Below are 13050 nucleotides of genomic sequence, written 5' to 3' on the forward strand. Positions count from 1 at the left end.
ATCTGCGGGTCTGTCAGTTCCGGCCGAGGACTTGAGATCGACCGCTAACGGAATTTTTTCGCTCCGTCGGCATCGTTGGGTCCTTCGTACGTCCGGTTGTCGGCGTCGAGGGTGAGATTAGACCCAATACTGAGTATATTGTCAACTATGACATAAAAATCTAGAATACGGATATCGAATATCACGACTACGAAGCCGACATGCCACAAGCCCCCACATCGCGCGCGAGCCGCGGACGCTCTCTCAAGGCGCCAAGTGCGTCCCGCGACGCGATCAATCGAAGCTATCCGCGCGGTGCCCGTCGCAAACGCGAGACGCGCGCGCGCCTGCTCGACGCTGCGCTGAAACTGGTGGCGGCCAAGGGTTTGAGCTCCGTCACCATTAACGAAATCACCGAGGCAGCCGACGTCGGGTTCGGCTCCTTCTATAACCACTTCGAATCCAAGGAAGGCATCTTCACGGCGCTCATCGAATGGCTGTTCGAGGAATTTGCGGATACGCTCGATCGCCTCGCCGCGGGGTTGTCCGATCCAGCGGAAGTGATCGCCGTCTCAGTCCGTCACACGCTCCTGCGGGCCTACCGCGAGCCAGTGTGGGGGCAACTTCTCATTCGCGAAGGTTTGTCGCCGCGCCTGCTCAGCAGGGGTCTCGGCCTGCGCCTGCTGCGCGATAGCGAGAAGGGCATTTCAGAAAGGCGCTTTGTGATCGCGGACCGGCTCATGTCCGTTATCACCGTGATTGGCACGGTGCTCGCGGGAATTGCCGCAGAACTGCAACTGGCCAACTCATCGAAGCGGACCGTTCGTGCGCGAAAGGTGCTTCGCTCGAAGGAGGACAAGTTTGCCCAGCGAACCGCCGCCATTGTGTTGCAGGCGTTCGGTCTCACACGTGTAGAGGCCGAGCGGATCGCGCGACGTCCACTGCCCACCGTTCCCGATGCTCCGACCTTGCCGTGACAGTGCAACTAGCGCGGCGTTTCCGCGCCATCGCAGGTGCGGCCGCCCGGTGCGGTGTCGGGTTGGTGGGTGGGCGGGGCGGGTGCCCGGACATCGAATCGGGCGATCGCGATGCCGGTCAGCCCTGGTAAAGCGCACTCGCGAGATAGCGGCGGCGCAGTTCCCGCAATGCCGATGCGAGGATGGCGCTGACCGGCAACGCGAGCAGCACGCCGAAGAATCCGAACAGCCGCCCAAAGGCCAGCAACGCAAAGATGACCGCGAGCGGATGAAGACCGATGCGCTCGCCAACCAGTCTCGGCAACAGCACAAAGCTTTCGAGAATCTGGCCGACGCCATACACCGCGACCACCACGGCCAGGCCATACCAGTCACCGAATTGCAGCAGCGCCGCCAGCAGCGCGAACGCGAGGCCGGTCGCAAAGCCGATGTAAGGGACGAATACTGCAAGCGCGCTAAACAGGCCGACGGGCACCGCCAGATCCAACCCTGCAATCGTCAGCACAGTCGGGTAGAACACGGCGAGCACTGCAATCACCAGCAATTGCCCGCGCAGATACTGCGACATCATGCGATCGATCTCTCCGACGAATTCCCGTGTCTTGCCGAGCCAGCGCCGCGGCACGAAGCTCGCCATGCGCGCGAACGCCTCGTGCCTGTCGTAGAGCAGATAGAACAGGACGAGTGGCATCAGCACCGCATTGCTCACGACATTGATCATCACGTTGCTGCTGGTGCGCAGGTACTGCCATACGGCAAGCATCGCGCCCTGCCCGTCCGCTTTGAGACGGGCCGCCAGCACCTCGCGGATATTCGTCACATCGAGCGAATAATCCAGTCCCAGAAAAGCCAGACGCGGCTTCAGCCATCCATCGAGTTTTGCGACGATAAATGGAATTTGCCTGATGAGTTCCGGCCCTTCCTTCTGGACAACTACGCACATGAGCAGCATGACGAGTGCGACGGACAGAGCGAACAAAGACATCATCACCAGCGCCGCAAGGCCGCGCGGAATGCGATGGCGTACCAGCCACTCCACGCCCGGCTGCAAAATGTATGCGACGAGCGCACCGAGCAGAAACGGCGTGAGAACGGCACGCAGGTTCCACAGCAACACGCCGGCCGCTAACGCGACGGCGCCCCAAAACAGAGATTGACGATGGTATACAGTCATAAGCGCCCCCACTGGGCGAGTGATCGAGTGGCTTTCGTCGTTGGGCCGAAGCATCGGCGGAAGTATCCGTCTTAACCGCAGGCGCCGGCGATGCCGGGTCGCCGCGCGGCGCATCCGTCAGATCGGCGTCGCGCCGCTAGCCGCGCTGTGGGTACGCCTGTCATCACCGTGCTGGCGCGACGGGTCTTGCGGCGTCGCCGGTTTGCTGGTGCCTGTCTGCGATTGGCCGCCGGGTTGCCCGGTGACTTCGATCCACAATGGAAGCGCCATCGGATCGGGCGGCGACATCATTGCCGGTGCTTGCATCGCGGGAACGACAATCGCGATGACGCGCGGCGTGGGCATCACGGTCGTGGAACAACCGCAGACCGTCGCAGCAAGCGGGAACGAGCACAGCAAGGCGAAAAAGAAGCGCGGTCGGCGCGTCATTCCTGCCACCGATGCAGCGAATCGTTCAGGTCTGGTTGAGCAGTCATGGGTGACATCTCCACGGTTGATTCAGCGTGCGCTGGGATTGCGGCGACTCGCCTACAGCAACTTCGCGGACGGGCCACTATGTGATAATCTTATCACATTCGCGCGATCGGTCAATATTGATTCTAGAGATCGAGCCGCGCTGCATCCGCCATCGGCGGTACGCCGTGCGCTGCGCTGCCGGTCCGACCCCCGGCCAGTTCGCAGACGCGCAGCGGGCTCAGTGCGTCAGGACGCTCGGGTGCGCGGCGAGGCGCTCGACCTCGAGTAGCGCCTGACCAAGCACATCAATAGCTCCATTCGTGGTGGAGGCCGTAGCAGCGCTGCGCAACGCGTGCTGAACGATTTCGTGAATGACGTCCGTGTTCGATGAACCGGCGTGGAACGTAAGTTGGTGTGCCATAAGTATTCCTGCGTAAAAACGAAGCCTGTTTAATGTGGACGCAGTATAAGCAAAGCGCGCCGCCATTCGACGCGCGCAATTATGAGTTGCGAGATCTTCAATACACGGTTTGCGTGAATCGCGAATCGCTGACATAAGAACAGCAAGCGGACGTATTCCGATACCCACGTAGCGTCTTGTCAACGAACGGCGATGGAAGCGCGCATGCTCGACGGCTGATCTCGTTTGTGTAACGACCAGCGGATACAGTCGAAGCGAATTGCTGCGTGTCATTCAGACAGCCCGCACCGCCCTTGCCTCCGGACACACTAAAGAAGCACACACTGCTTCAGCGCAATCGGCTACAACCTTGCAGCGACGGCAACTATCCGTTGCCCCGCAGATGCTTGTAAGCCGACCGTAAGTGACTAGACTGGCACCAACGAACTGGCAAACAGCACTCATGCCTCGCCAGACCGTTGTTCCCCAAACACCGCGTCTCCTGCATCCGACGCTCGATATGGAGTCTGATCATGCCAAAGTCGAAGACCTTCATCCCCGTCCCTGTTGTCGCGTCGATCTTGTCCTTCTCGACCGCCGCATTCGCTAGCAGCAGCGGTCCGCAAACCTATGAGCAAGCGGCTGTGCAACCGGTTCAGCGTCAAACGGTCGGCTACCCTGACCACACGGGCGCCAATACACAACATGCAATGGACTTTCAGGCGGTGTTAGCCCGCGTGGAAGCCCAGCGGCAAGCGTTCCACAACTGCGGCGGGGTGACTAGTTCGTCCGCTCCCCTCCCGTCAGACAACGTAGCGTCGGGTAGCCCCGTCGACTTCAGTACCGCAACAGCGTCCTGGCGTTACAAGGCAACCTTGGCCGCGCGTTGATACGGCTCGCGGCTGCTAATCGCATCAAAATCAAGACAACCAACTGTAGAGAATTGAAATGAAAAAGACCTTCCTTGTACTGTTCGCCTTCCTTACCAGCACATCCGTGCTTGCGCAAAGCGATCTGCCGCAGCAATTGCCGTCGTAGCAGCCAGCGTCCGCCGGGCAACCGTCCACGAAGCAGCTTTCACAGGGTGGGCCGCAGCTTCCGCAACCTCCACAGCTTCCGCAACTTCCGACACAAGCGTCGACGCAACTTCCGAACCAGCTCCCGACACAAGCGTCGACGCAAGTCCCGACCCAGCTTTCGAAATAACCCCGTATGGCTGCGCAACCCGCGCAGCCATACCTGGGAGACCGGCGATTGTCGCGGCTAGCCGGATTCTGTTCATCGCCGTAGGCGCATGTGATGCACGACGGCGTTTGCCGGCGATTCGTTCATGACGTCGGCAAATCGCTGGCCGCGAGACCCTGGTTGGTTGAGCAATAGACTGCTCTCAACCCTTCCTCAGCAATTCGATGAGGCGCGGCATTTTCGCCGGCTGCCTGCGGGTTTCGGCGATCGCATGGACTGCGTGTCGCGTGCGGGGGCTGCCGACGCGATGAAACGGACGATGCCGGGTTGCCGGCAAATCGAACCACAGCCCGGAGGCAGCGATGGAATGCCATGAGCGCTTCTGGAGAAACGTTGTCCCCGAATCCGTAGGGGACGTCGCCGTATCCGAACACTATGTGGCGTCGTGCGCTGTCCTTCAATGCTGGGTAACGGACATCACGCGTTGCGGGCCGCTGGCCCGACTATGATGGAGATGGGCACGCGCTTATCATGCCCTTCACGCGCTGCCCGGGTGTAATTCGGCGGCCGGCGCAGGTAACGATGCCGGCCTCTTTGTATCTACGAAGCACTGATCACCGCGTGGCCGCCAGTACGCGCACCGGAATCGACTTCGCGCCCGGCACCTTGCTCTCTTTCGCGTAGTGCCATAGCGGCAGCAGCGGATTGCATTCCGGGTAATAGCCGCCGATGCATCCCTGCGGCACGTCGAACGGCACGACGGTCAGTCCGTCGACGTGCCGCTCGACGCCGTCGTCCGCGATCGTCTCGAGGCAGATGCGGTCGCCGTGCGCGAGTCCGCGCTTCTCCATGTCGACCCGATTCATCAGAATCACCATGCGCGAACCCTTGATGCCTCTGAAGCGGTCGTCGAGGCCATAGATGGTCGTGTTGAACTGACTGTCGCTGCGCAAGGTCATCAACCGCAGCGAATCGGGCTCACGCGCGGGCATGTCCGGATCTTCGCCGATCGAAGTCGGCACCATGAATTCGGCCTTGCCGCTTTTGGTCTTCCACTTGCGCTCCCGCGCCGGCAGCGGCCGGATCACGCCGCCGGGTGTCCACATACGCGCCTCGAAATCACCGAACATCTCGGGCCATGTCTTCGACATCTCCAGACGCACGCGCGAATAGTCGTCGCGCCATGCATCCCAGTCGACACTCGAGCGCTCGCCGAGCGTCGCCTTCGCGATGCCCGCGACGATGAACGGCTCCGAGCGGATCGTCGGCGCGGCCGGTTCGGCCATGCCACGCGAGCCATGAAAGTGCGCCGTGCTGTCTTCCATCGACACCGCCTGCGCGCCGCCCGCCTGCCGGTCGATCTCGATGCGGCTCAGACACGGCAGCAGATACGAGCGCTGGCCGTGCACCAGATGGCTGCGATTGAGCTTGGTCGCCACGTTGACGGTCAACCCGAGCGCGGCCCACGCCGGTTCGGTGCGCACCCGGTCGGGCACCGAGCGCACGAGGTTGCCGCCGAGGTTGATCATCGCGTTGACCTTGCCGTCGAGCATCGCCTCGAAGGCCTCGACGATGTTCATACCTTTCTCGCGCGGCGGCTCGAACGAAAACTGTCTGGCCAGTTGATCGAGCGGCGCGAGCTCCGGCTTTTCGGTAATGCCGACCGTGCGCTGCCCCTGCACGTTCGAATGCCCGCGCACCGGCGACGGCCCCGCGCCCGGCTTGCCGATATTGCCGCGCAGCAGCAGCAGATTGCACAGCATGCGCACGTTCTGCACGCCCATCCGATGCTGCGTGAGACCCATGCCGTAATGGATGATCACCGCGTTCGCCTTCATGTACTCGTCGGCGGCTGCCTGGAGCGCGTCGCGCGGCAATCCGCTCACTCGCTCGATGTCGTCCCAGTTCGCGTCGCGCGCGTACTGAGCGAATTGCTCGTAGCCGTTCGTATGCTCGCGGATGAAATCGACGTCGACGACGCGCGCGTCGCCCGTGCTCACCGCGCGATCGTCCGCTTCGATGACGAGCTTGCAGATGCCGAGGATCGCGGCGGTATCGCCACCCGTCTTCACCTGGTGGTATTGCGTGCTGATCTGCGTATCGCTGGGTGTGAGCATCTCCAACGCTGACTGCGGGTTTGCGAAATGCAGCAGCCCCGGCTCGCGTAGCGGATTGAACGTGATGATCGGCACGCCGCGTTTGCGCGCGTCCTGCAACTGATGCAGCATGCGCGGGCTATTGGTGCCGACGTTCTGGCCGAAGAAGAACATCAGGTCGGTCTTCTCGAAGTCGTCGAGCGAGACCGTACCGACGCCCACGCCAATCGCTTCCTTGAGGCCGACGCTGGTGCTTTCGTGGCACATGTTCGAGCTGTCGGGCAGATTGTTCGTGCCGTACATGCGCGCGAAAAGCTGCAGCATATACGAGGTTTCCAGTGAAGCGCGGCCCGACGTGTAGAACACCACGCTGGCCGGGTCCAGCGCGCGCAGTTCGGCGCCGATCGCATCGAATGCTTCCTGCCACGGCACCGGCACGTAGCGGTCGGTAGCCGGGTCGTAGCGCAGCGGCTCGGTCAACCGCCCCGCTTCCTCGAGATCGTGGTCGTGCCATTTGGCGAGCTCGCTGACCGTGTGGACCTCGAAGAAATCGGGCGTTACGCGTTTGGCCGTCAGATCCCACGCGGTCGCTTTCGCGCCGCTTTCGCAAAACTCGAACGTATGCGGATCGGCCGGCTTCGCCCACGAGCAGCTGACACACATGAAACCATCGGGCTTATTCTGATGCATCAGAACCTGGCTATCCTTCAGCGGTGCTTTTTCCTGCAGCAGGATTGTCGCCACCGCCTTGACCGACCCCCATCCGCCCGACGCGTAGGGATACGCGTCGCTTTTGTCTTCTTTGTTCATGAGTCCACCCGTTTGGCCGTAAATATCACGTCATGACGTATCAGCACATCGCGTTCCCGGCTGCGGCGCCGCGTCGCGGTACGATGTTTGCTGCGTCGCAGGCTGACTCGTCGTGCCGCAAGCCAACCGCCAACTTCATGACCGACACCTCCATCCCGCGCGACACGTCCGCCCGTCTGAACGCGATGCGCAGGACGCTGCGCGAAGTGTTCGGGATCAGCCGGCTGCGCCCCGGCCAACGGGACATCATCCGCGGCGTCATTGCGGGCGCGTTCTCGGCAACGCATCGAACTCGTCGTCGTCGATGAAGCGCACTGCGTATCGCAGTGGGGCCACGATTTTCGGCCGGCATTCCTGCGCATCGTCCGCGCGGAAGGTGCCATGCTGCTCCTCGCGCGTACCGCTGTCCGCGATCATGGGGCGCGCGTTTGCGCGCCCGAACCGGAGCCCTGCCATGAAAACGCTCGAGTACAAAATCGGTTCGCCGTGGTATCAGGCCACCCGTGCGACGCTACGCCGAGCCGTCCCATCGGGGCTGTTGGCCGGTTGCGTGTCGGCGGCGACAGCCGCGGCGGCATCCACGGACGCATCGGGCAGCCCGCTCGCGCCGATCAATGCCGTCACCCACTGCCTGTGGCCGCAACGCGCGCTGCGTGAACGCGGCTTCAGCATCCCGCATACGGTGACCGGCTTCGCGATCCATCAGGCAGCCGCGATCTTCTGGGCAATGATGTTCGAGCAACTGGTTGACCGGATGGCCGGCCCCGACCCGTCACGACGGCCCGGCGCGACCGCGGTGGCCGCGGCCACGACCGTGGCGAGCGCGTATGTGGTCGACTACAAGGTGGTGCCCAACAGGCTCACCCCTGGATTCGAGGCGCACCTGTCGCGCCGCTCGCTCGGGAACGTCTACGTGGCGCTCGGCGCGGGCCTGCTCGCGGCCGCGCTGCTGCGGCGGCCGGATCGATGAAATGCGCTCGCGCAAAAAAGTGCCACCAGCCTTCAACCGGCATGGTCGCCGCAAGCGCATTTGAGAACGATGTCCCCTGGAGTCCAAACGGAGGACAAAGGCAGTATAGGAAACGCGCCCCGCCGCGCACGATGCCTGGGCCAAGTGCAAGACGTGAGCGATCCGCGAAGCACCGGGCGCGCTTGCAAGCCTGCGAGCATCACGCCATCTGCTCCGCCGGCACCGCCACCGAACGGCCCGCGAGCGGCGCGAACTCGTCGACGTCGTGGCTGCAAAAAATCGTCAACGCGGGGCTCGCCCGCTTCGCCAGATCACGCAGGCGGCGCTGGTTGTACAGTCGCGCCGCGCGATCCTTTTCGAGCATCCAGTGATAGAAGCGCAAACCGGGTGCGCAATGCGGACGCACCGGGTCGAGCTCGCCGTTGTCGAAATAGGCGTCGCCCGCGAGCAGCAACCAGCCGCCATCGCCGTGTACCGCGACGCCCGCGTGACCATAGGTATGGCCTCGCAACGGCGGGCTCGGGCAACAGGATCTCGTCGCGCAGCTTGCTGAGGTCGATGAAACCCGCGTTGTCGTAGTCGCGGCCCTGTACGTCGGTATCGAGCGGCGCGTCGTAGAACACGATCGCGCGGAAATTCGGCTGGGTGGCGGCAGTCTGCTGCAGACGGCCGCGCATCGCATGCACCGCGCCGTTGCGCGCACCGTGAATGAACACCACGCGCCGCCGACGATCGGATAGTGCTCCGCCTTCACGAAAAGTTGAATGATCGTATAGCCGTGCGCGGCCAGAACCGGGGCCGTAGCCTTGACGATGTCCTTGGTTTTCTGCGTCAGCATTTCTTTCCTCCTGCAATAGGACGACTGGTCACCTCGCTCGTGCGCGTAAATGGTGGGGTGGAATTGTCCGATCGCGCATACCCCTTCAAGCGTATCCAGGCGACCATGCTCCTCCAACCGATGCTCGCTGTCCACAAGCTGAAGGCCATGGACACGCCCGAGCAAACGCGCGCCGCGACACGTCCAACATCGGTCGTCCGATTGCAGACGAACGTGGGCCGGTCAGGAAACGTGCCGTGCGCGCCGACACGCGCTGGGAGCGTTTCCGTCAAGGTCCGAAAAACGTGTTGCAGAATTTGCCGGCCACATTGCACGTCTGTTGACCCGAAGGCTGCACATTGGTGCGCTCGGCCGACGTCGCGCATCCACCCATCATGGCGACGGCAAATGTCATCACGAGCGTTCCGCGCAGCGCTGCCGCGCGCCGATTCTTCGCTGCGTGAGTCGCATTGCGATCACCATCGCAACGCGCGGATGCGCCGCGCTTGCGTGCATCGGTAGCGCACGAGCCTTGTCCGACATCAGGCATTTCGCCCTCCCTCAGCGATAGTCACCACGTTCATCGTGCCACGCACAAAGGGATTTCCAACGAGGGTACCCGAGCGCTGGCGCGATCACCATGCCGCCTTTTGCTATTTTGATCCAGATCAGAAGTTGACCGACTAACCGACGACGGCGCGAACTTCATTTGCACACGCTGTCATCACGACGTCACACCAACAGTCGAGCGTAGACGCAATCCGGCGCGTCGGTTCGTCGAATGTGGGTCCCGCAAACTGCGGCGCGAGAGTGGACGGGGCTGTCCACAATGCGGCTGTCTCGGACAACTCACTGCGATGTACTTTTTTTTTGCAAATGCGAGCATATGCTGAATCCGGCGTTTTCGGACATGTCATCAAGCCGGTATGACTTACTGTGAACGAAGAGTAAGCTGGAGATAACAAAACGGGGAGAGAACCTGTGAAAGCCGCGCGTAATCACAACGACGTCACAAGGAAATTGACGCACATCAGCGCGATTGTCCAGCGCCTCGAACAACTCGTTCAATGCGACCGCGTCGACTGGCAGGGCACGGGAATTGCGGCGCCGGCTTACTGGCGCGCGCGCATCGAGGCCAACGCCGAACTGCCGCCGGCGCTGCAGCCGCAAGCGCGGCTCGCTACGCTCGAAGCACGGAGCCAGCGCCGCTCGAGCGCGCAGGGCGGCAATTAGCGCCGCGCCCGTCGCGCATGATCATCGCGCACCGGCACGATCACACACTCACGCGACGAAGGACATGATGATAATGCGGACCTACGAATACCACGGGTTCACGATCGAGGTGACCGTCGAGGCGGATTTCACGTTGCGCCCCGCCGGGCGCGCGGCGGTACGCACACGCTACGCGGCGGTGGTTCACATCTATCAGGCGGGTGCTGCGGTCGCAACGTTCTCGCCGCTGCGCGTCGACATGGCGGGCAGCCGGCCGTTCGACACCGAGGCCGATGCGTTGATGGGCGGATATAGCGCGGCGCGCCGATTCGTCGACGACCTGTTCGCCCGTGCGGCGGATGCCGCGGACTCCGCGTTGAGCGCCCTCACGAGCAGCAAAGCAGTGCGCTCGCGGCAGCCGGCACCGCGTTGATCGATTGCTGGGCAGCGGGAATGGCGCATGCGGTATCCGCCGGCACCCTTTCCCTGGAGAAACGCCATGTCCAATGACGCCTCATCGCTGTCGCCGTCGATTACGTCGATGATCCGCCTCGACCATATGCACGTGCTCGCCGCTTCGCACCGATACCACGCGTCCACGCCGTGGTGGCGCAAACGCGCGATCGTCAACGGCGTGTGCGACGCGCTCGATATCCACGCGCAGCTCGAGGAGGAAATTTTCTACCCGGCGCTCGACCGCGCGCTCGGCAATGACGAGGCACTGAGAAAGAGCCGTCCCGAGCACGACGAGATGCGCGCAACGATCGCGAAGCTGCGCGGGATGGGCCCCGAAAACGCCGCCTACGACGGGCTCTTTTATCAACTGATCCGCGAAGTCGCTCATCATGTCGCCGACGAGGAAACCATCCTGCTGCCCGACGCCGAGCGCGTGCTGAACAACGAACTGCAGTCGCTCGGCGCCGCGATGACGCGCCGCCGGATGCAGTTGCTCGGAGAGCGCCCGATGGACATTGCGGTGAATGCCGCGGGCACGTTTCCGATCGCCACGCTGCTGCTGGGATCGACTGTATTGCTCGCGTTGCGGCATTGGCTGCCGAGGTCGCGTCGCGCGGCACAGACGCGGCGTCAATGGAACTAGCACGTTCTACTGACACCACGGGGCGCCGCCCGCGATCGCGCATCAACGATTCGGGCGCGATGCACCCGGCGTGCGCCCGCGCCGCTGTTTCGTCTTCGCCGGTTCACCCGGCTCGACGAGCCCGGCCGCGACGCGGCGCGCGGTTTCGGCCGCGATGTCGAGCGCGTCGTCCCATGACACGTGGCCGCACGTCCCGCGTCGCTCGAAGATCGTGTGATGCTCGCCGCCACGCTCCGTCACGACCACGACCCACTGGAAAGCGCCTTCCGAATCCCGGATGACGGTCCAGCTTACGAGGAAGTCGGCAATCTCTATCTTCTGCAGGCGCATGTCCGGCTCGCTGTCGATCCGCTTCGTCGACCGGCTCTGTCCGAATGTACACATGGCACGAGGTCCTTCGTTTTGGCCCTTCGTTCAGGGCCTAATTCTGCTACAACGTTGCCCGGCAGATTGCCGCCGGCATCGGGCTGTTTCGGTTTGTCGTTCATCACGGCTCCTTTGATCGATTCATGTGTGGGCCGAGCAAGCGCTATACCGCGTGGCCGAGCGAGAACCAGAAGCATTGGATCGCGCGCATGAGTTCGAGCCTCGTTGCTGGACCGGCAAGCTGGCCCGGCTAGAAACTCATCGCGAATCCGAACGACACCCCGTGCACGTTGCGACCGAACACATAGCGCACCATCGCGCGCGTACGGGTGACGATGACGGGATACCTGCTGCTGTCGAGTTCGAGGCCGACTCCCAGCGACGTGAGGTCGTTGAAACCCAGCACGCCTGCACTGTCGCCGAAATAGTGCGAGTAAGCGGCTTCCAGCACATAGCGGACCGGCCGGTCCAGCGCGTGCCAGCCGGTGGGCGCGCGCCAGCGCGTCCATAGGCTCACCTGCTGCGCCATGGCCGAGCCCTGAACGGCCTCCGATGAACTGCCGAAGCTGCGTAGGTAAATATCGGTTGCCCGCAGTTCGGCGTCGATTTCGTAGTTTTCGCGGTAATGCTCGTAGTCGAGCATCAGGGAGCCGCCATAGCCGTAGGCGTTCAGCGAGCCGTTTTCGAGGAACTGCAGGTTGCTGTCGGTGACATGATTGAAGAGGGTCTGCCCCACCTTCAGGTCACTCGAGACACGCCCAATCGTGCCGTTCAAGATCGGACGGAACACCAGTTCGTCCGTGATGCGGAAATCCCACCCCAGGCCGACCGTGCCACTGAAGGTGTTCCACTTCGTCGGCACCGCACGCTGCTGGGCGCCATCCGTGGCAATGAAGATCGGATCGTAGCGGCTGTAGGCGAGCGTGCCCTCCATGTACAACGGAAACGACCTGCTGAGGGTGAAGCCGCCGCCAAATTGCGTCTGCCCGAAGCCGGGATTACCCGTCAGGCCGTTGTTGACCGACAGGTTACTGGTCGTAACGTCCGGGACTGTCGTGTAGGTCATGATCGCGAGCACAGCGTCTGCGTGCTGCTTTACATTGCCGCCAATCACGGTATTGCTCGACAATTGCCTCGGCGCGACCTGTGCGTGCGAAGGGCAGGACAACAGGTTCAAGGTTAGAGCGGCACACGCCCCAAATGCGCGAAGTGACCAACACTTCCGAAGCGCCGGCATAGTCAAACAACCTCGCCATTTGTTGACGAGATTGCAGGCTCACTTGCAGGGTCATACACGGCATATCCAACGAGCATGACGCGCTCCTGTCAGTCGGCTGATCGTGTTCGTCTTCCGCGAAGTCGCCATCCCGTTGCACAAAAGCACGCGCACGCAACTGATGCAATTCCGACGGGCATTGCGCCGCTCACAGCACCTGGAAGGTCTGCGTTAGTATGTGATAGAAATACCTGAAAGGAAGTAGTACGGCAATACGGCAATCTTCAGTCGCT

Annotated in this window: 12 protein-coding genes and 2 pseudogenes; 6 read left to right on the top strand and 8 right to left on the bottom strand. The window is 62.6% G+C overall.

The window, feature by feature from the left end:
- The first annotated feature begins 200 nt into the window (after positions 1-200).
- The gene (locus OKW29_RS04230; protein ID WP_184068370.1) at positions 201-956 is read left to right on the top strand and encodes a TetR/AcrR family transcriptional regulator; all 756 of its coding nucleotides are present in this window, start codon (positions 201-203) and stop codon (positions 954-956) included.
- A 118-nt stretch (positions 957-1074) separates the two neighbouring features.
- Here OKW29_RS04230 and OKW29_RS04235 read toward each other — a convergent pair whose 3' ends face one another.
- From OKW29_RS04235 to OKW29_RS04250, 4 genes are all read right to left on the bottom strand, one after another.
- Positions 1075-2130 carry an AI-2E family transporter gene (locus tag OKW29_RS04235; RefSeq protein ID WP_429290102.1) on the bottom strand — a complete coding sequence of 352 codons (1056 nt, stop codon included), beginning with the start codon at positions 2128-2130 and terminating at the stop codon, positions 1075-1077.
- A 117-nt stretch (positions 2131-2247) separates the two neighbouring features.
- Positions 2248-2559, bottom strand: coding sequence for a hypothetical protein (locus OKW29_RS04240; protein WP_429290103.1), 312 nt, complete (start codon positions 2557-2559; stop codon positions 2248-2250).
- Positions 2560-2824: 265 nt separating this feature from the next.
- Positions 2825-3007: a hypothetical protein gene (locus tag OKW29_RS04245; RefSeq protein ID WP_187620124.1), complete on the bottom strand. Its 183-nt coding sequence runs from the start codon at positions 3005-3007 to the stop codon at positions 2825-2827.
- A gap of 1778 nt (positions 3008-4785) precedes the next feature.
- Complete coding sequence (locus OKW29_RS04250; RefSeq protein WP_429290104.1) at positions 4786-7077, bottom strand: FdhF/YdeP family oxidoreductase; 2292 nt, start codon at positions 7075-7077, stop codon at positions 4786-4788.
- Between the two features lie 137 nt (positions 7078-7214).
- Here OKW29_RS04250 and OKW29_RS04255 point away from each other — a divergent pair, with 137 nt between their 5' ends.
- Together OKW29_RS04255 and OKW29_RS04260 are read left to right on the top strand one after the other, a co-directional pair.
- Complete coding sequence (locus OKW29_RS04255; RefSeq protein ID WP_429290105.1) at positions 7215-7385, top strand: hypothetical protein; 171 nt, start codon at positions 7215-7217, stop codon at positions 7383-7385.
- Between the two features lie 146 nt (positions 7386-7531).
- The gene (locus tag OKW29_RS04260; RefSeq protein WP_429290106.1) at positions 7532-8047 is read left to right on the top strand and encodes a hypothetical protein; all 516 of its coding nucleotides are present in this window, start codon (positions 7532-7534) and stop codon (positions 8045-8047) included.
- A 199-nt stretch (positions 8048-8246) separates the two neighbouring features.
- On the opposite strand, the pseudogene OKW29_RS04265 reads toward OKW29_RS04260, so the two are convergent.
- Positions 8247-8561, bottom strand: a pseudogene (locus tag OKW29_RS04265) (MBL fold metallo-hydrolase); the annotation flags it as partial.
- Between the two features lie 4 nt (positions 8562-8565).
- Positions 8566-8790, bottom strand: a pseudogene (locus tag OKW29_RS04270) (nitric oxide dioxygenase); the annotation flags it as partial.
- A 1055-nt stretch (positions 8791-9845) separates the two neighbouring features.
- On the opposite strand from OKW29_RS04270, the gene OKW29_RS04275 reads away from it, so the two are divergent.
- From OKW29_RS04275 to OKW29_RS04285, 3 genes are all read left to right on the top strand, one after another.
- On the top strand, positions 9846-10097 hold the full coding sequence (locus OKW29_RS04275) for a hypothetical protein (protein WP_184068354.1): 252 nt from the start codon (positions 9846-9848) through the stop codon (positions 10095-10097).
- A gap of 73 nt (positions 10098-10170) precedes the next feature.
- Entirely contained in the window at positions 10171-10509 is a 339-nt protein-coding gene (locus OKW29_RS04280; protein WP_429290107.1) for a hypothetical protein, read from the top strand.
- Between the two features lie 66 nt (positions 10510-10575).
- Complete coding sequence (locus OKW29_RS04285) at positions 10576-11175, top strand: hemerythrin domain-containing protein (protein ID WP_429290108.1); 600 nt, start codon at positions 10576-10578, stop codon at positions 11173-11175.
- 42 nt (positions 11176-11217) lie between these two features.
- On the opposite strand, the gene OKW29_RS04290 is transcribed toward OKW29_RS04285, so the two are convergent.
- A complete protein-coding gene (locus OKW29_RS04290; protein ID WP_429290109.1) occupies positions 11218-11559 on the bottom strand; it encodes a hypothetical protein in 342 nt (113 codons plus the stop codon).
- A gap of 232 nt (positions 11560-11791) precedes the next feature.
- Positions 11792-12778, bottom strand: coding sequence for a hypothetical protein (locus OKW29_RS04295; RefSeq protein ID WP_184068348.1), 987 nt, complete (start codon positions 12776-12778; stop codon positions 11792-11794).
- Positions 12779-13050: the final 272 nt, after the last annotated feature.

The organism is Paraburkholderia sp. CI3, from assembly GCF_050436505.1.
In the GTDB taxonomy this organism is placed as follows: domain Bacteria; phylum Pseudomonadota; class Gammaproteobacteria; order Burkholderiales; family Burkholderiaceae; genus Paraburkholderia; species Paraburkholderia tuberum.